Source organism: Bradyrhizobium sp. SZCCHNS1022, from assembly GCF_032484835.1.
Classification (GTDB): domain Bacteria; phylum Pseudomonadota; class Alphaproteobacteria; order Rhizobiales; family Xanthobacteraceae; genus Bradyrhizobium.
In genome coordinates, this window is sequence record NZ_JAUETT010000003.1 from 77214 (window position 1) to 103067 (window position 25854).

At 64.7% G+C, this 25854-nt stretch carries 18 protein-coding genes; 7 read left to right on the plus strand and 11 right to left on the minus strand.

The window, feature by feature from the left end; all coding sequences use genetic code 11:
- Positions 1-8: 8 nt before the first annotated feature.
- Together QX071_RS19875 and QX071_RS19880 are read right to left on the minus strand one after the other, a co-directional pair.
- Positions 9-1160, minus strand: a complete 1152-nt coding sequence (locus tag QX071_RS19875; RefSeq protein WP_315704372.1) for a DegT/DnrJ/EryC1/StrS family aminotransferase — start codon at positions 1158-1160, stop codon at positions 9-11.
- Between the two features lie 52 nt (positions 1161-1212).
- Positions 1213-2223, minus strand: coding sequence for a Gfo/Idh/MocA family oxidoreductase (locus QX071_RS19880; RefSeq protein WP_315704373.1), 1011 nt, complete (start codon positions 2221-2223; stop codon positions 1213-1215).
- Positions 2224-2625: 402 nt separating this feature from the next.
- On the opposite strand from QX071_RS19880, the gene QX071_RS19885 reads away from it, so the two are divergent.
- The 6 genes from QX071_RS19885 to QX071_RS19910 all read left to right on the plus strand — a co-directional run bounded on the left by QX071_RS19885 (position 2626) and on the right by QX071_RS19910 (position 7829).
- A complete protein-coding gene (locus tag QX071_RS19885) occupies positions 2626-3759 on the plus strand; it encodes an 8-amino-7-oxononanoate synthase (protein WP_315704374.1) in 1134 nt (377 codons plus the stop codon).
- Positions 3756-4394 carry a dethiobiotin synthase gene (gene bioD, locus QX071_RS19890; protein WP_315704375.1) on the plus strand — a complete coding sequence of 213 codons (639 nt, stop codon included), beginning with the start codon at positions 3756-3758 and terminating at the stop codon, positions 4392-4394. The genes QX071_RS19885 and bioD overlap by 4 nt, the downstream gene beginning before the upstream one ends.
- Positions 4391-5641 (plus strand): adenosylmethionine--8-amino-7-oxononanoate transaminase, encoded by a 1251-nt coding sequence (locus QX071_RS19895; RefSeq protein WP_315704376.1) that lies wholly within the window; start codon positions 4391-4393, stop codon positions 5639-5641. Before bioD ends, QX071_RS19895 begins: the two co-directional genes overlap by 4 nt.
- A gap of 114 nt (positions 5642-5755) precedes the next feature.
- Positions 5756-6442 (plus strand): DUF1223 domain-containing protein, encoded by a 687-nt coding sequence (locus tag QX071_RS19900; protein ID WP_315704377.1) that lies wholly within the window; start codon positions 5756-5758, stop codon positions 6440-6442.
- 800 nt (positions 6443-7242) lie between these two features.
- Entirely contained in the window at positions 7243-7545 is a 303-nt protein-coding gene (locus QX071_RS19905; RefSeq protein WP_315704378.1) for a CopG family ribbon-helix-helix protein, read from the plus strand.
- On the plus strand, positions 7542-7829 hold the full coding sequence (locus QX071_RS19910) for a type II toxin-antitoxin system RelE/ParE family toxin (RefSeq protein WP_315704379.1): 288 nt from the start codon (positions 7542-7544) through the stop codon (positions 7827-7829). Before QX071_RS19905 ends, QX071_RS19910 begins: the two co-directional genes overlap by 4 nt.
- A 231-nt stretch (positions 7830-8060) precedes the next feature.
- Here the strand turns inward: QX071_RS19910 and QX071_RS19915 are convergent, their stop codons facing one another.
- The 6 genes from QX071_RS19915 to QX071_RS19940 all read right to left on the minus strand — a co-directional run bounded on the left by QX071_RS19915 (position 8061) and on the right by QX071_RS19940 (position 18833).
- Positions 8061-10286 (minus strand): tetratricopeptide repeat protein, encoded by a 2226-nt coding sequence (locus QX071_RS19915; RefSeq protein ID WP_315704380.1) that lies wholly within the window; start codon positions 10284-10286, stop codon positions 8061-8063.
- Between the two features lie 56 nt (positions 10287-10342).
- Entirely contained in the window at positions 10343-12568 is a 2226-nt protein-coding gene (locus tag QX071_RS19920) for a tetratricopeptide repeat protein (protein WP_315704381.1), read from the minus strand.
- A 103-nt stretch (positions 12569-12671) separates the two neighbouring features.
- A complete protein-coding gene (locus tag QX071_RS19925) occupies positions 12672-14894 on the minus strand; it encodes a tetratricopeptide repeat protein (RefSeq protein WP_315704382.1) in 2223 nt (740 codons plus the stop codon).
- 72 nt (positions 14895-14966) lie between these two features.
- Entirely contained in the window at positions 14967-16379 is a 1413-nt protein-coding gene (locus QX071_RS19930; RefSeq protein ID WP_315704383.1) for a mannose-1-phosphate guanylyltransferase/mannose-6-phosphate isomerase, read from the minus strand.
- A gap of 27 nt (positions 16380-16406) precedes the next feature.
- Positions 16407-17423 carry an NAD-dependent epimerase gene (locus tag QX071_RS19935; RefSeq protein WP_315704384.1) on the minus strand — a complete coding sequence of 339 codons (1017 nt, stop codon included), beginning with the start codon at positions 17421-17423 and terminating at the stop codon, positions 16407-16409.
- Positions 17424-17549: 126 nt separating this feature from the next.
- On the minus strand, positions 17550-18833 hold the full coding sequence (locus QX071_RS19940) for a nucleotide sugar dehydrogenase (protein ID WP_315704385.1): 1284 nt from the start codon (positions 18831-18833) through the stop codon (positions 17550-17552).
- Positions 18834-19042: 209 nt separating this feature from the next.
- Between QX071_RS19940 and QX071_RS19945 the strand changes: the two genes are divergently transcribed.
- Complete coding sequence (locus QX071_RS19945) at positions 19043-20005, plus strand: lysylphosphatidylglycerol synthase transmembrane domain-containing protein (protein ID WP_315704386.1); 963 nt, start codon at positions 19043-19045, stop codon at positions 20003-20005.
- Between the two features lie 19 nt (positions 20006-20024).
- On the opposite strand, the gene asnB is transcribed toward QX071_RS19945, so the two are convergent.
- The 3 genes from asnB to QX071_RS19960 form a co-directional block, all read right to left on the minus strand.
- Positions 20025-21995, minus strand: coding sequence for an asparagine synthase (glutamine-hydrolyzing) (gene asnB / locus QX071_RS19950; protein ID WP_315704387.1), 1971 nt, complete (start codon positions 21993-21995; stop codon positions 20025-20027).
- 38 nt (positions 21996-22033) lie between these two features.
- Positions 22034-23998, minus strand: coding sequence for a TIGR04372 family glycosyltransferase (locus tag QX071_RS19955; protein ID WP_315704388.1), 1965 nt, complete (start codon positions 23996-23998; stop codon positions 22034-22036).
- A gap of 420 nt (positions 23999-24418) precedes the next feature.
- Positions 24419-25486: a hypothetical protein gene (locus tag QX071_RS19960; RefSeq protein WP_315704389.1), complete on the minus strand. Its 1068-nt coding sequence runs from the start codon at positions 25484-25486 to the stop codon at positions 24419-24421.
- Between the last annotated feature and the right edge of the window lie 368 nt (positions 25487-25854).

Consider the following 25854-nt stretch of genomic DNA (forward strand, 5'->3'; position numbering starts at 1 on the left):
GCCCTCGATCAGGCCGACACGGCGCCGTGCACCGCCTCGATGATCCGATCCTGCGTGGCCTCGTCGAGATAGGCGTGCATCGGCAGGCTGATCACGTCGTTCGACAGCCGCTCGCTGACCGGCAGGCCGCCGTCCGCCACCGGGAAGACCCGATACGCGGTCTGCTGATGCATCGACTTCGGATAATAGATGACCGTCGGAATACCCTGCGCCTTCAAGGCGCCCTGGAACTGATCGCGGTCGACGCCCTTCGGCAGGCGGATCGTATATTGCGCCCAGACGGAGGTGCAGCCCTCCGCCAGCTCCGGCACCTTCACGACATCGGCGAGGCCGTTGGAATAGCGCTCCGCGACCTTGTTGCGCGCCGCGATCTCGTCCTCGAAGATCTTCAGCTTCTCGAGCAGGATCGCAGCCTGGATCGTATCCAGCCGCGCCGTCAGCCCGAGCCGTACGTTGTCGTATTTGTCGCTGCCCCCACCGTGGACACGGACGCTGCGCAGCTTCTCCAGGAGCTCCGCATCGTTGGTGAAGATCGCACCACCGTCGCCGAAGGCGCCGAGCGGCTTGGCCGGATAGAAGCTCGTTGCTGTCGCAAGGCCGAAGGTGCCGATGCGACGGCCCTTGTAGCTGGCGCCAAAGCCCTGGGCGGCGTCGTCGAGCACGAACAGGCCTTCGTCCCGCGCCACCGCGGCGATCACATCGTGATCGGCGCTCTGGCCGAACAGGTCGACGGGGATCACCGCTTTCGGCTTGAGCCCGAGCAGCCTGGCGGTCGCGATGCCACGACGGAGCGAGGCCGGATCGATATTGAAGGTCTCTTCCAGCACGTCGACGAACACCGGGGTCGCGCCGGTCAGCGCGACGGCTTCGCCGGTGGCGCAGAAGGTGAAGGACGGGCACAGCACCGCATCGCCAGGACCGATGCCCTGCGCCATCAGCACCATCAGCAGCGCATCGGTGCCGCTCGAGCAGCTCACCGCATATTTGGCGCCACAGAAAGCGGCGAGCTCGGACTCGAGCTGCGCGATTTCGGCACCGCCGAGGAATTGGCAATGGGCCAGCACCCGCGCAACGGCCTCATCGATCGCCGTACCGAGCCGCTGACGTTGTGCAGCGGTGTCGATGAAGGGAATGGGCTGTTGACGCAAATGCTGGTTCATGGCTGCCGTTACGATATGAGAAACACGATTGGACTGAAGAATGCCGCGGCGACTAGCCGGCTGCACGCAGCTGCTTGCGGGCGGCGGCTTCGGCCGGACGATGGCTCGACCGCTCGAGGCATTGCGTCGCGATCTCGAGGCTCGCAACGCCTTCGTCGCCGGTGACGGCCGGCCCGGTGCCGGAGCGCACCGCGTGCAGGAATGCGAGCAGTTCGGCGCGCAACGGCTCGTCATGGCCGACCGGCAGATGGCGCATCGAGTAGCTGCCGTCCGGCTTGAAGCCGAAGCACTCGGTGACCTGGCGGGTCAACAGATCGCCCATGATGTATTTGCCGCGCGTCGCCACCGTGACGTTGCGCGCCTTGAAGGGCGTCAGCCAATTGGTGTTGATGTGGGCCAGCACGCCCGAGGCGGTGCGGAATTGCAGCAGCGCGATATCCTCGCGCTCCGCCACCGCGCTCGAGAGTTGCGGCTGCACTTCAATAATGTCGGATTCGGTGAACCATCGGATGAGGTCGATGTCGTGCACGGCAAGGTCGATCACGACCCCGACATTCGACATCCGCGGCGGAAACGGACCGACGCGGGTGATCGCGATCGACAGCAGGTCCTCGCCCGCGATCGCCTTCTTGATCGCGGCGACCGCCGGGTTGAAGCGCTCGACATGGCCGATCATCAGCGTGACGTCGGCGCGATGCGCGGCGGCGACGATGTCACGTCCCTCCTCGACGCTGGAGGCGATCGGCTTCTCAACCAAAAGATGCACCTTGCGCGCAATGCAGGCGAGCGCGATCTCGTGATGCAGATGGGTGGGCGCTGCGACGGTTACCGCATCGACACCCTCCGCGACCAGCTGGTCGAGGGTTTCGAAAGTCGCGCAATTCGCAAGATCGGTGACGCGGGCGCGGTGTGCCGGAACAGGATCGACGACGCCGACAAGATGGATATTCGGCAGGCCGGCCAGCACGCGTGCGTGATTGCTTCCCATCACGCCGGCTCCGATCACGCCGACGCGCAGCGCCTGCCTCGGTTCGGCCTTGTGGCCCGCCCCCTTCAAACTCATGTCAACGACCCCATTGATGTCCCCGATCGGCTGGCTTGCAGTGAATCCGCCGCAAATCAGCCGGGCGAAGGCTGTCTAGCACGTCGTCCCAGACGAGGCGAACGCGGAAAAACCTTTCAGGACACGATTTGATTCAAAAAGTTACATCCCGGATGCAAGAAAAACCCAGCAATGTGAAGGGGCTGCGGCAGCTCGCTCACCTGATGCGGGCAAGACCTCATCCCCCTCACCAAGGGCGCCGCGGCGGTGTCCTGCGGCGCCCGCCCCGGATCGCCTGTTCCATGCACGAGCTGTTCCATACACAGAGATGTTAGGGCCATGCGGTTGCAATGATGGCGGTGGCGGGCCATCAAGCCGCGCAACCGACTGCAGCTGAGAGCAGACTGCAGCTTGAGACGATTGATGCCTTACCCTGAGTTTGAGACCCAGCTCGGCGAATTGAATGAGCGGGGCCGGTTCCGTCAGCTCCGCGCCCGCGCAGGCATCGACTTCACCTCGAACGATTATCTCGGCCTCGCCGAATCCGAGGAGCTGCAGCGGGCCGCGACCGAGGCGATCGCGCGCGGCGTGCCGGTCGGCGCCGGCGGGTCCCGGCTCCTGCGCGGCAATCATGCCGAGCATGAGGCGCTGGAGGCCGAGGCCGCACGCCATTTCGGGGCGGAGACCGCGCTCTATTTCGGTGCCGGCTACACCGCCAACCATGCGCTCTTCTCGACGCTCCCCCAGCGCGGCGACATCGTGCTGTACGATGCGCTGGTGCATGCCAGCGTGCATGAGGGCCTGCGCCATTGCCGCGCGGCACATGAGAGCGTCCCGCATAATGATGCGAGCGCCTTCGATGCGAGGCTCACTCAGTGGCGCAAGGCTGGCGGCCGGGGACGGCCATGGATCGCAGTCGAAAGCGTCTACAGCATGGACGGCGACAGTCCCGATCTCGCCGATTTCATGGCTGTCGCCGACCGTCACGATGCGACCCTCGTCATCGACGAGGCGCATGCGACCGGCGTGCTCGGTCCGGACGGACGCGGTCTCGCCGCACGGCTCGAGGGCCGGGACAATGTCATAACGCTCCACACCTGTGGCAAGGCGCTCGGCACCTCCGGCGGCTTCGTGCTCGCGCCTCGAATCGTGCGCGACTTCCTGGTGAACCGCGCCCGGCCCTTCATCTTCGCGACCGCACCTTCGCCACTGATCGCTGCCGTCACGCGTGCCGCGCTGGCGCTGTCGCGCGAGCAGCCGGATCGCCGAGAGCGACTGGCGCAGCTCGTAGTCCATGCGGCGCGCGAGCTGAAAGCACACTGCGGCCTCGACGCATCGCCGTCCCACATCCTGCCGATCATCATCGGCCCGGACGACACGGCCGTAGCAGTCGCAGCAGCGCTGCAGGCGCAGGGCTTCGACATCCGTGCAATCCGACCGCCGACCGTGCCCGAAGGCACCGCAAGGCTGCGCATCGCGCTCACGGCCAATCTCAGCGAGGATGTGATCTCCGAGCTGTTCGACGCGACGGCGCAAGCCTTGAGGCAGCGGTCTTGACGCAGTGCCTCATCGTCACCGGCACGGATACCGGCATCGGCAAGACCGTATTCTCGGCCGGCCTCGCCGGTGCGCTTCATGGCTATTACTGGAAGCCGGTGCAATCGGGCCTCGACGGCGAGACCGATTCCGATACCGTCCGCCGCCTGTCCGGACTTGCCGCGGAACGGATCCTGCCCGAGCGCTACCGGCTGCTCACACCGGCTTCGCCGCATCTCGCCGCTGAGATCGACGGCGTCAGCATCGATCCCGACCGGCTGGAGCCGCCGGCAGCGCCCGCGCCTCTCGTGATCGAAGGCGCCGGCGGCCTGATGGTGCCGCTGACGCGCGAACTCACTTACATCGATCTGTTCGCCCACTGGCGCGCGCCTTTGGTGCTGTGCGCCCGCACCACGCTCGGCACCATCAATCATACGCTGCTGTCGATCGAGGCCATCCGCGCCCGCAACATCGGCCTGATTGGCGTCGCCTTCATCGGCGACGAGAACGCGGATTCCGAGCAGACCATCGTCGCGATGGGCCGCACCCGGCATCTCGGCCGTCTGCCCCATCTGCCGCATCTCACCACCGAGACATTGCGCACCGCCTTCGCCGCACATGTCGATGTCGGCAGCATGCTGGAGCATGTCGCATGAGATCAGCTTCACCGGTCTGGCACCCTTTCACCCAGCACGCGGTGCAGGGCGAGATCCCGACCATCGTCCGCACCGAAGGCGCGTGGCTGGAGGCTGAAGACGGACGCCGCATCTTCGATGCGATCTCGTCCTGGTGGGTGGTGACGCATGGCCATCGCTATCCGCCGATCATGGCCGCGATCAGGGCCGAGACCGAGCGGCTCGACCAGGTGATCTTCGCCGGCTTCACGCATCCTCCGGCGGAAGCGCTCGCCCGCGAGCTGGTCGCGATCACGGCGCCGGCGCTGACGCATGTGTTCTACTCCGACAGCGGCTCGACCGCGGTCGAGGTCGCGCTGAAGATGGCGCTCGGCTTCTGGCTGCATTCGGGCGAGAGCCGCCGCCGCATCCTGGCGCTCGAAGGCGCCTATCACGGCGACACCATCGGCGGCATGTCGGTGGGCGAACGCGGCGTCTTCAACGCACCTTACGAACCGCTGCTGTTCGATGTCGGCCGCCTGCCCTTTCCGCATGATGGCCGCGAGCAGCAGACGCTGGACGCGCTCGAAGCGGCCTGCCGCGACCACGCCGTCGCAGCGCTCATCGTCGAGCCGCTGATCCTCGGCGCCGGCGGCATGCTGATCTACGCACCGGCCGTGCTTGCCGAGATGGCGCGCATCTGCCGGCATCATGGCGTGCTGTTGATCGCCGACGAGGTGATGACCGGCTGGGGACGCACCGGAACGCTGTTCGCCTGCGAACGGGCCGGAATCGCGCCGGACATCGCCTGCACGTCCAAGGGACTGACCGGCGGCGTCATGCCGCTCGCCGTCACGTTGTGCAGTGATCCGATCTTTGCAGCTCATTACGACGAGGACCGGCGCAAGACGTTCTTCCACTCGTCCTCCTACACCGCCAATCCGATCGCCTGCGCCGCTGCGCTCGCGAACGTGCAGACGTGGCAGCGCGAGCCGGTGATGCAGCGGATCGCGGCGCTCGCCGCTGTCCATGCCGGGGCGCTCGATCGCTTCCGCGACGACAGGCGGTTTGCGAACATCCGCCAGCTCGGCACCATCGCCGCGCTCGATCTGGTCGTGCCCGACGCCGGCTATCTCGCCGATATCGGCCCCCGCCTCTACCGCCACTTCCTCGCGGGCGACCTTCTGGTCCGCCCGCTCGGGAACACGATCTACCTGATGCCGCCCTATTGCAGCACCGAGGCCGAGATCGGGCGCGTCTACGACGCGATCGCCGCGATCGACCTCTGAACGCGGGCGCGCGGGCGCGACACCACGGCTCACGAAACCGTGCGCGCGCGGCGGCGTAACGCCTGCGCCGCATGGACGAAACGACTGCAGTGAGATTTCACTCAGGAGCATCCCATGCTGTCGCGCGCCTCCGTTCTGTTCGCCCTCGCTTTCGGCCTTGCGCCGCTTGCCGCAGAAGCGGCCGACCGGCCGGTCGTCGTCGAGCTCTTCACGTCGCAGGGCTGCTCGTCCTGCCCGCCGGCCAACGCCTATCTCAACGACCTCGCGCGCGAGCGCCGCGACGTGTTGCCGCTCGCGTTCCACGTCACCTATTGGGACCGGCTCGGCTGGAAGGACCCGTTCTCCCTGGAAGCTGCCACCGACCGCCAGGCGCGCTATGGCAACCGCTTCGGCGACGGCTCCTACACGCCGGAGATCGTCGTCGACGGCGTCTCGGGTCACGTCGGCTCTCGCCGGGGCGAAGTCGGTGCGGCGATCGATCGCGCCAAGGCTGCGAACCAGACCGCGACAGACGTGCGTCTCAGCCGCAACTCCGGCAAGCTGCAGATCGAGATCGGCCATGGCGACGGCCGCGGCCGTGTGCTGCTGGTCGGCTTCGATCACTACCACAAGACCGCCATCCGCCGCGGCGAGAACGACGGCCGCACCTTCGAGGAGCTCAACGTGGTGCGCTCGGTGCGTCCGGTCGGCGATTGGCAGGGCGCGCCACTGCGTCTCACCGAACAGTCGCCTGAAGGCGAGGACGCCGCGGTGCTGGTCGAGGCGCCGGATGGCCGCATCGTCGGCGCGGCCAGGCTGTAAGTTCGGCATCATCTCAACACATATTGAGGCATGAGGTCTGAAGCATGAGGTCTGCCGACACCCACTGCGCTGTCGTCCCGGCCTTGCGCCTGGGTCAAGCCCGGGACGACACCGAATTTGCTGAACGATTTTTCCAAACAATAGACTACGTTCCCGCGACGCATGAGGCGCCCGAGTTGTACAGATCGCGTGCCCTCGAAAAACGAGAGGGCGCAGGGAAGGCCGGACCTCGGCTGAGGTCCGTGGCCCGCCTGCTAAAAAAATGCAGGCGGCAGGTACCACGGGTTCAGCCGGACGACCCGGCCTCCCCTGCACGATGGTTTTAACGGCTGCTTCGCGATCTCCCCGGTGCACGGGCTTTTTGGCCACCGCCGCGCGAGGCAAAGCCTCATGCGCGGGACACCAGCGTCGGGGTATCTGGACGACGCGACTTGACCGTCCGCATCGCGCTTGTTCGTCGGCCTGCAAGCGCAGACCCCAAGCCTGATGCGTCCACCGCTCCCCGCCGCTAACGCCTCGTGACGATCGGCCGAAACGCCCCTCTTCATCGCCGCGGGATGAGCGAGATCATCGTGGTGATTTGCCCGACATGGCAACGCTAGAGGCGTGCGGCAAACTGGCACGACGGGCAGTTTGGACATGAGGGGGATGCTGGGACTGCCCGTCGGGTGGGGCGTGGCGTCGAGGCCGCGAGCACGCCGGCTTGCTCCAATGACGTCGCGAAGTCCCGTCCTCTCCAATTGCGCGCCGCTCACGCCAAGCTTATATTGCTCACACGTCCATTGCAGATGGATCATTCCATGAGATCGACCACCTTGACCCTGCGTGTCGATACCAGCGTGAACGAACGGCTGGAACGTTTGGCCAAGAGCACGGGTCGTAGTCGTGCGGTTCTCGCCGCCGAAGCGATCAACGAATATCTCGACCTCAATGAATCGCAGGTGAGCGGCATCAAGCGCGCCATTGCGTCGCTCGATCGCGGCGAGGCGATCCCGCACGACGAGGTCAGGGATTGGGTTGCCTCCTGGGGGAGCGCGGGCGAGAAGCCTGCTCCCGAGCGCACGTCCAAGAACGGCTCGAAAAGCTCCCCCAAGGGTTCGTGACCCCCGTCTGGTCTCCCGAGGCGATTGCCGACCTCGTCGCTTTGCGGGCTTACATCGCGCAGGACAATCCGACCGCAGCACGACGGGTCGCGCTTCATATTATCCGGAACATCGAGACATTGCTGCCAAGTCGCCCTGAAATGGGACGGCCCGGGCGCGTTCCAGGAACCCGTGAGCTCGTGATTCCGCGAACGCCGTACATCGTGCCGTATCGGCTGGTCGACGACACGATTCAGATTCTCCGCGTCTTCCACAGTGCACGGCAATGGCCTCAGTCCTTATGAGACGGGATCGAACATAGGTCCCAGCCGATCGAGCTTGGTCGAAGAGGTCCCAGTCCTGAGTGCTATGCACTCGTGGTCGATGCAACTCGCGCGTCTCCTAAAGTTCATACAACTACAAAGGTTGTTGTTTGAGAGATTGAATGACTAACCGGGCAGCATGACATCCGCAAACATGGCTGCAATGGGCTTGAGCTTCTTGGTCATTGCGCCCCTTCTCATGATGGTGCGCGATCAGCCCGAAGCCACGGCACAGTACCGACGCCAGAAGGCGCGGTAGCCTTGCTCGACCTTGCGCGTGTAGAGCGCACCATCGCCGGCTGGCGAGCCTGCCACCATCTGCGGCAATTCGGCGCGCAGCTTGGCCAAGGCCTCCGGCTGGGCTGCGAAGTTGAGCGCGGTCGCGATGTAACCGTCGTCATCGGCCCCCACCCAGTCACCAAGGCCCACCGCGGTGACGATGCCGGCCGCGGCGCGCGAGGCCGAGCTGTTGCCGAGCTTTGCGACGACAGGCACGCCCGCCTGCAGCGATTCCCAGGTGCTGACGCCGCCATTCTGCGGGAATGGATCGAGCGAGATGTCGATATTGGCGAACTGCGCAAGGTGCTGATCGCGCGAGGAAAGACCGAGACAGGTGACGCGCTCCGCGGCGACCCCGTGGGCCACGAAGCGGCTGACCAGGCCGTCGCGCAGGAAGGAATCCTCGAGCGCACCGTGCTTGATGACGATCCTGGAGTCCGGCAGCTCCTGCATAAGCTTCGACCACACCGCCAGAGCCGGATCGGAGATCTTGTCGATCCGGTTGAACACGCCGAAGGTCACGTAGCCGTTGCGCAGCATCGGCAGCGGTGTCGGCTGCAGGCCCTGCAGCGGCTCGGTGGTGATGACGGCAGGCAGATCATGGACCTGCTCGGCGAACAGATGGCGCACCTCCGCCGGCACGGTGACCGGATCGGCGAAGAAGTAGTCGATGGTCGGCAGGCCCGTCCCGGTCCCGCTGCCCCAGGCCGTGACCTGAACCGGCGCCGGCTTGCGCGCAAACACGGTGAGGCGGTTGCCCGCTGAATGACCGGACAGATCGACCAGGATATCGACCTGGTCGGCCTCGATGCGCGCGGCAAGCTCTTCGTCCGACATCTGCCAGGCGTCGACCCAGATATCGGCCAGGGATCTGCACTGCGCCGTCATGCCGTCCTGTGTCGGCGAGCACGAATAACAGGCGAGCCGGAATTGTTGCCGGTCATGATTCCGCAGCACGGGCAGAAAGGTCAGCGCGGCCGAATGCGCCCTGAAGTCAGAGGAGACATAGCCGATGGTGAGGCGCCGTTCCGGATCCAGATCACGCAGCGGCCGAGGCCGCTGCTGAATGTGGCTGCCGATCCGCCGCCACCATTCGCGTCTCACCGCCTGGTGCTGGGCGAAGTCGCTGTCGGGCATGAAATCCAGCGCGAAGATCTTTGCGGTGATCGCATCGCCGTAGTCCGGCTTGATCTCGAGGGCCCGCTCGAAATGCCGCAGTGATGTGGCGATGTCACCCTGTTTGGCAAAACACTCGCCGAGCCAGGTCCAGGCGGCCTCGGAGACCGGGTTCTGCTCCAGCACCTTGCGCAGCGCCTCCATGGCGGGGGCGACATTGTCCTTCATCACATGGATCTGGGCCCGCCCGAGCAGCGCCACCTCCTGCAGCGGCTCGATCGCCAGCGCAGCGTCGTAATCCGCCGCCGCCGGATCGAGCCGTCCGACCTGCTGATGCAGGCGGCCGCGATGTGCCAGCACCAGAGCGACAGCTGGCTTGAGCGCGAGCGCGGCATCGAAGGCGGCCAGCGCGGCGTCGTAATGGCGCAGGTTGATGCTGACGAGCCCCTTGCCGAACAGAGCCGCGGCCTGCCGCGGATTGAGGGCGAGCGCGCGGTCGAAGCTCTCGATGGCTTCGACATTGCGGTTGAGCAGGAGTTCTGTCATGCCGCGATTGCAATAGGCGTCCGCGTAGTTCGGCCTAGCCGCGAGCGCGCGATCATGCGCCTGCAACGCCTCTTCCAGCAGGCCCATCTTCATCAGCGTGTTGCCGAGCCCGGTCAGTGCGGCCGCGAAATTGGGCCTGGCCGCGATGGCGCGCTCCTGCACGGCCCGCGCTTCCTGGTAGCGCTTGCGGCCGAACAGAGCGAGTCCAAGATTGGCCAGCGCCTCGGCGTGGCGCGGCTCGGCCGCGATCGCCTGGGTCAGCGCCTGCTCCGCGAGATCAGGCTGGCCGCTTTCCAGCGCCGAGACGCCGAGCAGATGCAGCGCATCGAAATGATCGGGCACCAGCGCCAGCGCCTGGGCACAGACCGCCTGCGCCTCGGCGTGCCGCCCGGCGCGATAGGCCGCGACCGCCTGGGGCAGCAGTGCGTCGGCCTGCTTGCGGTTCTTCTTATTGAGCCGCGCATTCTGGAAGGCGCGCGAACCGACATTGCTGGCCAAGCATGATCTCCAAAGAGGTCAACAGCTGACGCGGGGAACGCGGCGGATGCGGGTCGTCATCGGCAGTTCTCGGCGCAATAGCGCCGCCAGAAGCTGCGATAGCCCTCTTCCACCTTGCGCGTGTAGATCTCGACATTGCCGGCGGCGGAGGCCCCAACCCGCTGCGGGAGTTCAGCGCGCACCGCCGCGAGTGCGGCGGGATCGACCGCGAAACGCCGCGCGATCGCGATGTAGCCCGCATCATCCTCGGCGACCCAATCATCGAGGCCGACCGCCGTGACGATGGCGCCGGCGGCACGGGAGGCCGCGCTCATCCCGAGCTTGGCGATCACGGGCACACCGGCCTGCAACGATTCCCAGGTGCTGACGCCGCCGTTCTGCGGGAACGGATCGAGCGAGATGTCGATCTTGGCAAACTCCGCCAGATGCTGGTCGCGCGCCGAGGCGCCGAGGCAGGTGATCCGCTCCGGCGCCACGCCGTGGGCAGCGAAACGCCCGATGAGCCCGTCGCGGAGGAAGGCGTCGTCGAGCGCGGCGTTCTTGATCACGATTCTCGAGTCCGGCAGCTCCTGCAGCAACCGCGCCCAGAGGGCCAGCGCCGGGTCGGAGAGCTTGTCGATCCGGTTGAACACGCCGAAGGTCACATAGCCGTTGCGCAGCATCGGCAGCGGGCTCGGTGCCAGTCCCGGCAACGGCTCTGTCGTGATCACGGAGGGGAGATCATAGATCTGCTCGGCAAACAGCGGACGCACCGATTGCGGCATCGTGACGGGATCGCCGAAGAAGTAGTCGATGGTCGGCAGGCCCGTGCCCGTGCCGTTGCCCCAGCCCGAGACCTGAACGGGCGCCGGCTTGCGGGCGAACACTGCGAGGCGGTTGCCGACCGAATGGCCGGACAGATCGACCAGGATATCGACCTGATCGGCGTCGATGCGCGCCGCCAGTTCGTCGTCGGACATTTGCGAGGCTTCGACCCAGACATCGGCGGCCGACCGGCACAGGGCGGTCACGCTGTCCTGCTGCGCAAAGCAGGAGTAGCAGTTCACCTGGAACAGGCTGTGGTCGTGATGGCGGAGCACCGGCAGGAAGGCGAACGCCGCGGAGTGGTTGCGAAAATCCGACGACACGTAGCCGACGACGATCCGCCGGTCCGGATCGCGCTGCCGCGGCGACAGGTCGAAACGCGGAATCCTGGCCCCGATCCGCTGCCACCATTCGCGGCGCGTGGCCTGCTGAATGGCGAAATCGGCCTCAGGCAGGAAATCAAGCGTGAAGATCTTGGCGATGAGCGCATCGCTATAATCCGGCTTGATCTCGATCGCCCGGTCGAAGTGCTGGAGCGCGGTGGCGATGTCGCCCTGCTGGGCAAAGCAGGCGCCGAGCCACATCCAGGCGGCTTCGGATACCGGATTCTGCTCCAGCACCTTGCGGCAGGCTTCCATGGCCGGCGCGACGTTGTGCTTGAGCACGCCGATATGCGCCTTGCCGAGCAAGGCGGGCTCGAGGCGCGGATCGCGCGCGAGCGCCGCATCGAAATCGGCGGCCGCCTGATCCAGCCTGCCGGCCTGCAGGTGGAGGCGGCCGCGCTGGGCCACGACCACAGCCGCATCCGGCTTGACCGCGAGCGCGGCGTTGAAGGCGACGAGCGCCGCATCGAAACGGCGGAGGTTAAGGCCGACGAGCCCCTTGCCGAACAGCGCCTGCATGTGACGGGGATCGAAAGACAGCGCGCGATCGAAGCTCTGATCCGCCTCCGCGTTGCGGTCGAGCAGCAGCTGCACCACGCCGCGATTGCAATAAGCGTCGGCATAATCGGGCTTCAGGGCGATCGCCCGGTCGTGCGCCGCGATCGCCTGCTCGAACTCGGACAGCCGCCACAGCGTGTTGCCGAGCGCGGTGATCGCGGCTGCGAAGGTCGGCTTCAGCGCGACCGCGCGCTCCTGGTGCTTGCGGGCCTCCTCGAAACGGCCGAGGTTGAACAGTGCGCCGCCGAGGTTGGCCTGCGCATCCACGTCTCGCGGCTCGATCGCGACCGCGCGCGTCAGCGCCGCTTCAGCATCGGCAAAGCGTCCGGTGTCCAGTGCGGACCTGCCGAGCAGTTGCAGCGCCTCGACATGATCCGGCAGCAAGGCAAGAATGTCCCGGCAGAGCGCCTGGGTGTCGGCATGGCGGCCCTGACGATAGGCCGCTGCGGCCGTCGCCAGCAGCGCGTCGGCTTGCTTGCGATGCTTCTTCTGAAGGCGCGCGTTCTGAAAGGCGCGCGAACCGACACTGCCTGCCAAGGATCGTCTCCACCGAGGTGCGATTGCGAAAACCTAACACACATGCCTGATTCGCGCGGCCAGCCCGCAGCCGCAAGCTGCGCCGCCAACGGCCCGTAGCAGCTCAGGTGCCGGCCGCGCAGAAGCGGCGCCAGAAGGTGCGATAGCCCTCCTCGACTTTGCGCGTGTAGAGCTCGACATTGCCGGCGGCCGAACTGAGGACCTGTTGCGGCAGCGTGGCCCGCAGCTGCGCGAGCGCGGCGGGTTCGGCCGCGTGACGGCGCGCGATCGCGATGTAGCCCGCATCGTCCTCGGCCACCCAATCGCTCAAGCCCACCGCCGTCACGATCGCAGCCGCCGCGCGCGAGGCCGAGCTCGAACCGAGCTTGGCGACGACAGGCACGCCCGCCTGCAGCGACTCCCAGGTGCTCACGCCGCCATTCTGCGGGAACGGATCGAGCGAGATATCGACATCGGCGAAGGCGGCAATATGCTCATGACGGATCGAGGCGCCGAGACAGGTGATACGACTCTCGGCGATGCCATGGGCCACGAAGCGCGCGATCAGCCCGTCGCGCAGCAAGGCCTGATCGAGCGCGCCGTTCTTGATCACGATCCGCGCCTCCGGCATCTGGCGCATCAGTTCCGACCACACCACCAGCACCTGATCCGAGATCTTGTCGATCCGGTTGAACACGCCGAAGGTCACATAGCCGTTGCGCAGCATCGGCAGCGGCGTCGGCTGCGTATCAGCCACCGGATCGGTGGTGATCAGGGCCGGCAGGTCATAGACCTCCTCCGCAAACAACGGACGCGCGCTCTGCGGCACCGTCACCGGATCGGCGAAGAAATAGTCGATGGTCGGCAGCCCCGTCCCGGTCGCATTGCCCCAGGCGGTGACCTGGATCGGCGCCGGCTTGCGCGCGAACAGCGACAGCCGGTGGCCGCCCGAATGGCCCGAGAGATCGACCAGGATGTCGACCTGATCGCCCTGGATGCGGTCGGCGAGTTCATCATCCGACATCTGCGAGGCATCGACCCAGATGTCGGCCGCGGCGCGGCATTGCTCGGTGACCTGATCCTTGAGCGGCGAGCAGGAGTAGCAAGCGACCTTGAAGGCTTGGCGATCCTGATGGGTCAGTACCGGCAGGAAGGTCAGCGCCGCCGAATGGCTGCGAAAATCCGAGGAGACATAGCCGATCATGAGCCGCCGCTCCGGATCCAGGTTGGATGGGGCGAGCTGCCGGCGCGCGACGCGCGCGCCGATCCGCTCCCACCACTCCCGCCGCACCGCTTGATGCATGGCGAAGTCGGAACCGGGGAAGAAGTCGAGCGCGAAGATCTTCTTGGTGATCGCCTCCTCGAAGTCAGGCTTGATCTCGAGCGCGCGATCGAACAGCTGGATCGCACCGGCGATGTCGCCCTGCTCGGCGAGGCAGGCCCCGAGCCAGATCAGCGCCACTTCGGACGAGGCGTTCTGCTGCAACACCTTGTTGCAAGCAGCCATGGCCGGGGCGACGTCGCCGTTGAGAACGTTGACATGAGCCTTGCCGAGCAGCGCGGCCTCGAGCATCGGGTCGGCAGCCAGCGCGGCATCGAAGTCGGCCTCGGCCTGATCGAAATGCCCCATCTGCAGGTGCAGGCGGCCGCGCTGCGCCAGGATCGCCGCGTTACGGGGGCTCAGCGCCAGCGCGGCGTTGAAGGAGGTCAGCGCCTGCTCGCAGTGGCGCAGATTGACGGCGACGAGGCCGAGGCCGAACGTCGCCTGCATGTGCCTGGGGTTGAGCGAGAGCGCACGGTTGAAGCTCTCATAGGCATCCTGGTGACGCTGCATCAGCAGCTGCGTCATGCCACGGTTGCAATAGGCGTCGGCATATTCGGGCTTGGCCGCGATCGCGCGCTGGTGCGCCTCCAGCGCCTGATCGAACAGCCGCATGTTCATCAGCGTGTTGCCGAGCGTGGTGAACGCCACCGGGAAGATCGGCTTCACCGCGGTCGCCCGCTCCTGCACTTTTCGCGCTTCCTCGTAGCGCTTCTGGCTAAAGAACACGAGGCCGAGATTGATGAGCGCTTCGGCATGGCGCGGCTCGATCGCGACGGCCTGCGTCAACGCCTGCTCGGCGACATCGAGGCGACCGCAATCGAGCGCGGAGATGCCGAGCAGGTGGAGCGCCGGGAAATAGTCCGGCAGCAGCTCCAGTACCTGCCTGCAGATCGCCTGGGCCTCGGCATGGCGGCCGGCACGATAGGCCGCAACGGCTGTGGGCAGCAGCGCGTCGGCCTGCTTGCGGTTTTTCTTCTGCAGACGCGCATTCTGGAATGCGCGCGAACCAATCGTGCTTTGCAAGGATGCCCCTCCGCCAGAATCTTCTGGCGAATCTAGCACGCGGCGCCTGATTCGAGAGCGGTAACCAAGCCCCTACTCGCGCCGGTAGTCATCCTCGATGCGGATGATATCATCCTCGCCGAGATAAGAGCCGGTCTGGACCTCGATCAGCTCGAGCAAGATCTTGCCGGGATTGTCCAGCCGGTGCACCGCGCCCATCGGGATGTAGATCGATTCGTTCTCGTGCACCATCGTCACCGCTTCGTTCACGGTCACGCGTGCGGTCCCGCGCACCACGATCCAATGTTCGGAGCGATGGTAATGCTTCTGCAATGACAGGCGCTGACCGGGCTTGACCACGATGCGCTTGACCTGGTGACGCTCGCCATTGTCGACCGACTGATAGCTGCCCCAGGGACGATGCACCTTGATGTGCGCCTCGGTCACCTCCGGCGCCACGGTCTTCAGCTTCGCCACCAGCCGCTTCAAGCCGTTGGCGTCCTTCTGCCGCGAGACCAGCACGGCGTCCTGGGTGGCCACCACGACGAGATCGTCCACCCCTTCGAGCGCCACCAGCGCCTTGTCGGTCACCACGTTGCAATTGCGGGAGTCCTCGAACACCGTGCTGCCGCGCGCGGCATTGCCCTGCGCGTCCTTCTCCGACAACTCCCAAACCGCGTGCCAGGAGCCGACATCGGACCAGCCACAGGAGACGGGCACGACGGCGGCCCGCCCCGTCTTCTCCATTACGGCATAGTCGATCGAAATCGGCTTGGCCGCAGCAAACCCATCCGCATCGAGGATGATGAAGCCGAGGTCGTGCCCGGCCTTGGCGACGGAGTCCGTGACCGCCTGCACGCTCGCAGCGTCGAACTTCCTGTATTCGTCGAGCAGCAAGGCGGCGCGAAACATGAAGTTGCCGCTGTTCCAGAGATAGCCATCCCTGATGTACTGCTCGGCGGTCGGCTGATCCGGCTTCTCGACAAATTTCTTCACCGCGCGCACCTGGCCCGACACGATCTCGCCGGGGCAGATATAGCCATATTCGGTGGCGGCGCGCTCGGACGTGACACCGAAGGTGACGATCCGGCCGCTCTCGGCCGCCGCCAGGCCCTCGCGACAGGCCGCGAGAAACGCCGCAGTGTCCCGCACCACGTGATCGGCGGCGAGCGCCAGCACGATCGCTTCGCTGTCGCGCGCCCGTGCGAATGCGGCGCCGGCCGCGATCGCCGGGCCGGAGTCGCGGCGCATCGGCTCCAGCAACACGTCGGCCTCGATACCGATCTCGGCCAATTGCTCCAGCACCATGAAACGATAGGCAGCGTTGGTGATAATGATCGGCCGCTCGAACAGAGCTGCATCCGAGACCCGCAACAGCGTTTCCTGGAAGGTCGAGCGCGTGCCGAACAGCGGCAGGAACTGCTTGGGGCGTACCTCGCGCGACGCCGGCCAAAGCCGCGTGCCGGCACCGCCGCACATGATGAGAGGAATGATGCGCCTGGCCATGAAATTGCCTATCAGAAAATTTGCCCGTCAGATCCGATGATAATCACGATACCATTTGGCGAAGCGGGCAATGCCCTCTTCGATCGGCGTCGCAGGCCGGAAGCCGATGTCGCGCTCGAGGTCGGCCACATCGGCGTAGGTCGCCTCGACGTCGCCCGGCTGCATCGGAAGCATCTCCTTGATCGCCGGCCGTCCAAACTCCTTTTCCAGGAGTGATATCACGTGGGTGAGCTCTTCGGGGTGATTGTTGCCGATATTGTAAATCATCCAGGGCGCCCTGGAGCTTGCGGGATCGGGCCGGTTCCCATCCCAGTCCGGATTACCTTTCGGCGGCCGGCCGACCAGGCGGACGATCGCCTGGACCACATCGTCGACATAGGTGAAATCGCGCCGCATCCGGCCATGGTTGAACAGCCTGACCGGTTGCCCTGCCAGGATCGCCTTGGCGAAGATGAACATCGCCATGTCCGGCCGGCCCCACGGACCGTAGACCGTGAAGAAGCGCAAGCCGGTCGCCGGCAGCCCGTAGAGATGGCTGTAGGAATGCGCCATCAGCTCATTGGCCTTCTTGGTCGCGGCATACAGGCTGATCGGGTGATCGACGTTGTCCTTGACGGAGAACGGCAGCTTGGTGTTGGCGCCGTAGACCGATGAGGACGAGGCGAACAAGAGATGTTCGCAGCCATGGTGCCTGCAGCCCTCGAGGATATTGATGAAGCCTTCGAGATTGGCGTCGACATAAGCGTGCGGGTTTTCCAGCGAGTAGCGGACGCCCGCCTGCGCCGCGAGGTGAATAACGGCCGGGAAGCGATGCTGCGCGAACAGCGCCTTGATCCCAGCGCGGTCGGCCAGATCGAGCTTGACGAAGCTGAATCCGCGCTGAGTTCTGAGGATCTCGAGCCGCGCCTCCTTCAGGCGCGGATCGTAGTAGCTGTTGACGTTATCGATGCCGACAACCCGTCGGCCGTCGGCGAGCAGGCGCTGCGCGACGTGGAAACCGATGAAGCCGGCCACTCCGGTCACAAGGACGATGTCGTCTGCCATTGTCGCTCCATCACGTGCTCCGTTCCGAAGAGCACCGGCAAGTGTCTAACCAACGTGCGGCTTTCGATCTGGCCTTCGCCCGGACAACTCGCGGCGATACTGATCGAATTGTCAGAGCCACAGTCCTTACGGCCGCCACAGCTCGATCACGGCTGGCTTGGCGGAACGATCGAGCCTCATCTTGACGTCGAGGACAAGCCCGCTGCCGTCGCGCAACAGCCGCTGCACCAGCGCCCAACCGCCGCCGATATAGGCCTCATGCGCCACCGCCAGCACCACGGCATCGGCCGGGCGCAGCTTGTCGAGCGCCGTCAGCGCCACGCCATATTCGTCTTCGACCGTCCGTTCATCGGCCAACGGATCGGCGATCTGCACGTCGACGCCGAACGACTGCAATTCCCTGACGATATCGATGACCCGCGAATTCCGGATGTCGGGCACGTTCTCCTTGAACGTCATGCCGAGAATCGTCACCGTGCCGCTCTGGCCCTTGCGACGTAACAGCCCGCGGATGCATTCGCGCGCGATCCGCCGTCCCATCTCATCGTTGATGCGGCGTCCGGCCAATATCACTTCGGGATGATAGCCGGCCTTCTCGGCGCGATAGGTGAGATAATAGGGATCGACACCGATACAGTGGCCGCCGACCAGCCCCGGTGAGAACGGCAGGAAATTCCATTTGGTGGCGGCGGCCGCCAGCACATCACCGGTATCGATCTCGAGCGCCTGGAAGATCAGCGACAGCTCGTTCATGAAGGCGATGTTGAGGTCACGCTGGGTGTTCTCGATCACCTTGGCCGCTTCCGCCACCTTGATCGACGGCGCGCGATGGATGCCGGCCGTGACCACCGAGCCATAGACGCCGGCGACGATGTCGAGCGTCGCGGCGTTCTGCGCCGAGACCACCTTGGTGATGGTTTCGAAGCGATGCGTCTTGTCGCCGGGATTGATGCGTTCGGGCGAGTAGCCGACATTGAAATCCACGCCCGCTTTCAGGCCGGAGCCGCCTTCGAGGATCGGGACGCAATCCTCCTCGACTGCGCCGGGATAGACGGTTGACTCATAGACCACGATGTCGCCGCGCTTGAGCACCGCGCCGACCGTGCGCGTCGCCGCGAGCATCGCCGACAGATCCGGCCGGCTGGCTTCATCGATCGGGGTCGGCACGGTGACAATGAAGAAGTCCGCGCCACGCAGGTCGCTCGGCTCGCTGGTGAAGCTCAAGCCCGGCCGTTTGAGATCGGCGCTTTCGACCTCGCGCGTGCGATCGAAGCCGTCGCGCAGCTCCGCGACACGGCCGGCGTCGATGTCAAAGCCGGTGACCGGGCAGCCCCCGCGCGCAAAGGCTGCGGCGACCGGAAGGCCCACATAACCGAGGCCAATCACCGCAATCTTCCGGCCATGAGACATAAATTGATTTTCCAGACGTTTTCGAGGCCATTGACGCCACCCCGGCGACTGTTTAGCCACCGTAGCAACGGGACCGCAAGGGGTGCACCGCTGGAACGGTGAAAGCCTCTCGTGACGGGTCCGATAACCACACTCCGAGAGCCACGCCGAGACGAATTGGGCGTCTCACCCGGCTTGGACGGACCGAATCAGGGGCAAAGCCGGCCTGAATGCGTGCCTTTCTCATCCTTTTGCTTCGGATCGCGGTATCCCTGGCCCTGCTCTATCTTGCCCTGCGCGGGATCAATTTCGCCGCCATCCGGGAGCGACTGAGCCAGATCAGCCTCGGCTGGATCGTGCTCGCCGTTCTCATCACCTTGGTGCAGATCTTCATCGGCGCGCTCCGGTGGCGGGAGATTTCCGCGCTTTGCGGCGCGCCGCTGACCGATCTGCAGGCGTTCCGCTACAACATGATCGGCGCGTTCTTCAACCAGACCCTGCCGTCGTCGATCGGGGGCGATGCCGTGCGGTTGTGGCTGATCGGCCGCACCGGCGCCGGCTGGCGCGCGGCGAGCTATTCGATCCTCACCGACCGTGCGGTTGGGTTCATCGCGCTGGCGCTGATCATCGTCGCGAGCCTGCCTTGGAGCTATGGCATGATCGCGGACGAGAAGGGCCGCCTCGCATTGGTCCTAGTCGACATGGCGGCCCTGGCCGCCGGTGCAGGCTTCCTGATCTTCGGATATCTGCCGGGTGCCTGGATCAAGGCATGGTGGCCGACCCGGCACGTTCATGCCTGCTCCGTGATCACCAACAAGGTGATCTTCGGCAAGACGACGGGCGTGAAGGTCGCGGTGCTCTCCTTGTCGATCCACGTGCTTGCGGTCGTGATCGCCTGGTGCGCGGTGCGCTCGATCGCAGCACCTGCCGACTTCGAGCAGTTGTTCATGCTGACGCCGCCGATCATGCTGATCACGATGCTGCCGATCTCGATTGCCGGCTGGGGCGTACGCGAGGCAACGATGATGGTCGCGTTCGGCTACGCCGGGCTGGCTCCGGCCGACGGCACCGTGGTCTCGATCCTGTTCGGGGCCGTCTATTTCATCGTCGGCGGCATGGGCGGACTGGTCTGGATCTTCAGCGCGGAGAAAGGCGCGGGCGCGATGAGCATTCCGGCCGCCGCCCAGGACTGAACCGTCCGTATCGAACCGGCTAGCGCGCCGTCACCCAGGCGTCGTGCCAAGCTTCGGCCATCAGCACGTTCCACAGCCAGTAGGCATGATTGTGCCGGCCGCTGAGGTGTTCGCCGAACATGCGCGACACCCGCTTGGGCTCAAACAAGCCCTGCCGCTGCAGCCGCGCCGGCGACAAGAGATCGCCGGCCCAGGATTTGAGCGGCCCGCGTAGCCACGCATCGAGCGGAATGCTGAAACCTGTCTTGGGACGATCGATCAGCTCGGAGGGAACGTGGCGGTACAGCACCTGCCGGAGCAGCCATTTGCCGCGTCCCTCCCGCACCTTCATGCTCGGCAGAACCCGCGCAGCGAATTCGACGACATCCTTGTCCAGGAACGGCACCCGGGTCTCGAGCGCCACCGCCATTGCGGCGCGATCGACCTTCTGCAGGACATCGTCGCTGAGATAGCTCAAGGAATCGGCCAGCGTCATCCGATCGAGCGGATCGAGCGGCGCATCGATCCGCATCATCTCTTCCGCCGCCCAGCTTGCCCTCTCCTCGCCGTGCAGAACGCTCACAGCCGGCTCGCCATCGATCGAACACAGCGAGCGATACATCTCGTCGAACGAGTCGGCCGCGATGATGCGGGCGAGCTTGGCGACCTGATCGCCGGCGTGGCGCACGTTCAACCGCGCCGGCAAAAGCGGCTGCAGCAGCTTCAGGATCGTATCAGCCGGCTCCGGCGCAACGGCGCCGAGTAGCGTACCAGCCGCTCGGCGCAAGGTCACCGGCAGGCGGCCCAAGCGCGCCTGCAGCGCCCCGCCCCAGACATGCCGGTTGTATCCGCCGAACAGTTCGTCGCCAGCGTCTCCCGATAGCGCCACCGTCACATGCCGGCGTGTCATCTGAGACACCAGATGGGTCGGAATCTGGGAGGAGTCCGCGAACGGCTCGTCATACATGCGCGGCAAACCGGGGATCACGTCCATCGCGGTCTTCGCATCAACGTAGATCTCAGTATGCGCGGTGCCGAGATGGGCTGCGACCTTGCGGGCATCCTCCGCCTCGTTATAGGCACCTTCGGCAAAGCCGATGCTGAACGTGCGGACCGGCTGGCTGGCCTGGGCCTGCATCAGGGCGACGACGGTCGAGGAATCGATGCCGCCGGACAGGAACGCGCCCAGTGGCACGTCGGATAGGCATTGCCGCTTGACCGCAATGGACAACAACCGTTCGAGTTCGTCGATCGCCTCGCGCTCGTCGATCAGGCGCCGGCGCTGCGCGGCCATGACCTGATCACGCAGCGACCAATAGGCTTGCGGCTGCGGCAAGCTGCCGGACCTTGCATCGGCCGCGAAGGTAACAAAGGATGCCGGCGGCAGCTTTCGGATTCCATTCCAGATCGAAGCCGGTGTAGGCACATAGGAATAGCGCATGAAAGCGGTGAGCGCCGAACGATCCAGCACGGGCGCCCAATCCGGGTGCGCCGCGAGCGCCTTCAATTCGGAGCCGAAGACGAGATCCGCGCCGCTCCAGCCATAATAGAGCGGCTTTTCGCCAAAGCGGTCACGGGCCAAGGTCAGCGTACGCGCATCGGCATCCCAGAGCCCGAACGCGAACATCCCGATCATCCGTTGCAGCGTTGCCGGGATGCCCCATTGCCTCACGGCCGCGAGCAGCGTTTCGGTGTCCGAATGGCCGCGCCAGTTGGGCGCGGCGCCGGCTACCTCCAACTCCGCACGAATGTCGAGATGATTGTAGATCTCGCCGTTGAAGGTCACCGTGAAGCGGCCGCATGCGCTGCGCATCGGCTGCGCGCCGGCCTCGGACAGGTCGAGGATCGACAACCGCCGATGCCCGAACGCAACGCCCGCCTCTGCCTGGGTCCAGAGTCCCGAGGCATCGGGGCCGCGATGCGCCAGCGCTTCGGTCATCCGGCCGGCATAACCGGCTAACAGGTTTTCATCACCACCGCCGGGGCGGAGCAGGCCTGCTATGCCGCACATGGCGTACCACCCAAGCTGCGTGCACTGCGCCGCATCGTTCAGCCTTCCGTCGGTGGGCCGGCCAGGAACTCGTCGCGGTATCGGGCGAGAAAGTCGAGGCTCGGCCGGCTGGTGCCATAATAATACGCTGAGCTCAGCTGACTTTGCCAGCGCGACAACAGCGCCTCCGTGTCATATCCGGCCTCGAATTCCGCGGCGCGTCCGCTTGCCAACTCCACCACCTCCTTGGCGGTCTGCAGGATCTCCTCCGTCGAATTATTCCCGGGGTGTGCGCCGCTGCGGCCGAGCACAGCCGCATCGAACACGCGCCAGCGCCAGGGCGAGGATGTGAGCTGGCGCTGGGTGAGCATGGTCCCATCGCGCAAGCGAACCGGTTTCAGCGCGAACCGAACATTCTTGTTCCAGAGCTGCGCGTCTGTCGTGATCGCATTGACGATGGCGCAGGGCACCCCGAAGCTGATCGCGACATTGGTCAATCCGGAGGTCGTCCCGATGAACGCCCGCGCGTGCCGGATCAGATGGATGTCCATCAGTTCCGAGCGGAAATCGCTCAATGCATAGTCGATGGTCCGTTCCAGGGGCGGCAGCTTCGGCGAGTTCGGACCGCCGAGTTTGATGACCCAGCCGCCTTGAGCCGTGACGTACCGGATCGCATCCAAGGACGTCTCGATCGGCGCGTTCCGATGGCTCTGCCCGGTACCGTTGAACTCCAGATAATGGGCGGCGTCACGGGTATGCAGGCACACATACCAATCCTCGGGCCCCATGCCCCAAGCCTGGCGCATCTGCCGAAAGGCTGCGTCTGCAGTGCCCGCTGAGCCGTAAACGCGATCATAGGCCTCGCGCAACGGATGCCCGCGCCCCTGCCGCTCCCACTCGGCAATCGCAAGCGCGCCGGCGTCCTGCCAAGGCACGACGCGTCCATCCGGCAGACGGAAGGCATTGAAATTCAGCCCGTACCAGCGCTGCAGCGAAAGCAGCTCCTCGCCGAGCTGTTCAGACACGGTCTCTCCGATCACGACCACCTTGCCGAGCTCTTCGAACAGGCGAAAGAAGGCCGGATTGGCAATCAGCTCGGGACGCGCCACCAGCACCGCCCTGCCCGACCACCATCCGAGCTCACGCATCCGAAACAGGATGTCGAGCATTCCGAGATGGCCGATCTGGGTCGACCACTCCTCCGGAATCAACCAGAACTCGCCAAGCGAAACCCCGAGTTTCGCGAGCTGAGTCTCCAGCGCCGACGACAGCTGCGGCGGCATCTGCCCCTGCAGCTCGGATTGCGCATCCAAAGCGCGTTCATAGAGCCGCACACCGACCTCGCCGCGGCCGACATGGGTGACGCGCTGACCGGCGAAGTTGCAAAGATCGAACAGTCGCCCGGGCTCGCGGCAAAGAAAATCGAGAGGATTCGGAAGATATGTATTTGATGGGCGTGCCGCGATGTTCTGATGCGGGCGCAGCAAGGACAGATCGTTGCGGCATGCCCAGAACATGCTCTCGAGCGCCGCAGCCTCGTCGCCGACAATCATGTCAAATGCAGCCTTCAGAAACGCCAGTCTCGCCAGGGACTGCACGTGTTCCTGCTTGATCTGCGGCACGATCTCGCGGGCTTTTTCAAACTCGCCAAGCTCAAATATCGATCGAAGCAGCGCATAAGAGAGATCCGCCGAAACCGAAACGAGCCCGGCCGCGATGATCCGCTCGTACGCTTCCGCATAGGCCCCGATTCCAACGAGCACCCGGCCCGCCGATTTGCTGAAGGGACGGCAAGGTGCGCTCCAAAACCGAAAGTCGGGGCGATCGGCGAGATAAGATACGACATAGGGAAAATAGGCCTGACACAGACGCCCGCGCCCCCGAAGCTGCAAGGCATCGCATCCCACGAGGATCAGAAAGACGGCACGATGAGGTAGCAGATTGAGCAGCTTTCCGACGATCAGGAAAGCCAGATAAATCGAACGCCGGGACCGCAGGCCACCGACCGCTTTTCGGAATGCCATGCCGCTATGCCTTCCAAATCGACGAATCCATCGTGCCCGCCTCTCTTCCGACGGGCGAAGAACCGACCGTGCGCTCACTGCTCATGTCAGATGAAACGCTGGCTCCGGCTCCCAGGTTTAAAAAATCGATGCTGCCAAGAGCGGTTCGGCCGCCTCAGCCCGCAGACCAATACTGAGAATTGATCACCTTCAGTTGAAGCAACTATCATAGAGCGTGGCTCGATCAAAGCGGAAGATGTTGAGTTCGTTGCAGATGGCCAAGTAACAACCAACGTGCCGCATATCCGCGCAGATGTGTAGATGGCCATTGAATAGAGACCCAGATATCCGGCACAGGCCCAGGCATCATTGATCACAACTGGGCCACAAGAATTCGATTGCCGGTTACCTTGAGCGACCGATGGCCGGCCAAGGCAGGCGTTAGCGACTCGCTCGAGGCTGCCGCGAACTGATGTCGCCGAATGCCTGCTTGAACGCTTCGGTCTTGACGAGCTCCGCCGCAAGGCGCTTGGTAAACTTCTCGGCTCCTTTTTTATCGAGATGACCGCCTCCGTCGACGGTCGTAAGACCATCAAATGACGGCGAGATGAACTCGACATTCAACGCCTTGGCCAATTGCACCGCCTGCTGCACGCAAGCCTGGCTATGCGGCACCAGCATGAAGACCACGTGGCCGCCGACCTCCCGCAGAAAAACCCTCGCGTAGTTGACGATCTCAGGCGTCGTCTGACAATTCGGATCGCGAGCCAAAAGCATCGGCTTGTTACCGTCGGCAACATAGGCCGGATTGGCATCCAGCGTCATGTCTCCATTCGAGACATTGCGATACAGGCCCGTCGGCGCAAACTGGCCATTCTGCCAGGCCGCAACGATATCCTCGATGCGCCATCGCGTGTTGCGGCCGACGACGGTGCGATAGCCGGTTATTCGATTACGCCTGACGGCCTCGACCGGTATCTTCTCGGGTCCCAAGGTCACATTGAGATCGCTGCTGAAGAAATGCACAAACTGATCATCGACATTGATCACCCAGAGCGGGACCCGGATGTTCCAGCGATTGATCACCTGTCGGGAAAACTCGCCGCCACGGATACCGACGAAGCCCATGTTATAGATCTTCAGCCGGTCCAGCAGAGGAGCAGACTGCAATGTCCCGCGGTCGATCGCGTAATTTACGAAAGACGGCCCTAAAAACACGATATCCGAGGCCTTCACCGCGGCGACCGAAGAGCCGACATTGCTATAAAAAACATCTTGATCCTGAATTTGGGGAATTTTTCTGCCCCCGAAATCGCGATACCAGTTCGCGTCCGCGGGGCGCGCGATTTGAGAGAAGTAGTCCGGAACGGCTCCGCCGCTGGACGGCAATATAAAGCCCGAGAAAATGAACCCCACGACGAGGAACGGGCAGACCAAAATGCCCAGATATCTCCGCGCGGCACGCTTGAACGTGAAGCTTTGAGGCGTCAATTCAGCGCTTTTGATCATGAGCAACCGAGATTAAGGGCAAGGAGGACGGCCCGTCTGAGTTGTGCCCCCCGCAGAAACCTGATGTCCGTGGAACACGGGACGCGAGCTCTTGCTCGCAACTTGATTGCCCTTCGACGAAGCGATCTGCAGATCGGCCGCGCCTCATATCGTCGACCACGACGACGGTACGGCCCGATTCGCACCTGAAACCGAATCCAGACTGGGTGACATCACAGGCGCGAAGGTGGCCATGTCGGAACGGCTCGATCTCTGAACGACATGGATTGCAGCAGCAGCGATCAGACGTGGAGGAGTCAGAAGCTAATGGGTTGGAATGAGGAAGACCGACAGAGAAGACCGACAGACAAGGGTTCCGCAACGGGCTG

Excerpts from the sequence above, each read along its gene's own strand:
- QX071_RS19875 (WP_315704372.1), bottom strand. The coding sequence starts at position 1,160 with ATGAACCAGCATTTGCGTCAACAGCCCATTCCCTTCATCGACACCGCT.
- QX071_RS19880 (WP_315704373.1), bottom strand. The coding sequence starts at position 2,223 with ATGAGTTTGAAGGGGGCGGGCCACAAGGCCGAACCGAGGCAGGCGCTG.
- QX071_RS19885 (WP_315704374.1), top strand. The coding sequence starts at position 2,626 with ATGCCTTACCCTGAGTTTGAGACCCAGCTCGGCGAATTGAATGAGCGG.
- QX071_RS19895 (WP_315704376.1), top strand. The coding sequence starts at position 4,391 with ATGAGATCAGCTTCACCGGTCTGGCACCCTTTCACCCAGCACGCGGTG.
- QX071_RS19900 (WP_315704377.1), top strand. The coding sequence starts at position 5,756 with ATGCTGTCGCGCGCCTCCGTTCTGTTCGCCCTCGCTTTCGGCCTTGCG.
- QX071_RS19905 (WP_315704378.1), top strand. The coding sequence starts at position 7,243 with ATGAGATCGACCACCTTGACCCTGCGTGTCGATACCAGCGTGAACGAA.
- QX071_RS19930 (WP_315704383.1), bottom strand. The coding sequence starts at position 16,379 with ATGGCCAGGCGCATCATTCCTCTCATCATGTGCGGCGGTGCCGGCACG.
- QX071_RS19935 (WP_315704384.1), bottom strand. The coding sequence starts at position 17,423 with ATGGCAGACGACATCGTCCTTGTGACCGGAGTGGCCGGCTTCATCGGT.
- QX071_RS19940 (WP_315704385.1), bottom strand. The coding sequence starts at position 18,833 with ATGTCTCATGGCCGGAAGATTGCGGTGATTGGCCTCGGTTATGTGGGC.
- QX071_RS19945 (WP_315704386.1), top strand. The coding sequence starts at position 19,043 with ATGCGTGCCTTTCTCATCCTTTTGCTTCGGATCGCGGTATCCCTGGCC.
- asnB (WP_315704387.1), bottom strand. The coding sequence starts at position 21,995 with ATGTGCGGCATAGCAGGCCTGCTCCGCCCCGGCGGTGGTGATGAAAAC.
- QX071_RS19955 (WP_315704388.1), bottom strand. The coding sequence starts at position 23,998 with ATGGCATTCCGAAAAGCGGTCGGTGGCCTGCGGTCCCGGCGTTCGATT.
- QX071_RS19960 (WP_315704389.1), bottom strand. The coding sequence starts at position 25,486 with ATGATCAAAAGCGCTGAATTGACGCCTCAAAGCTTCACGTTCAAGCGT.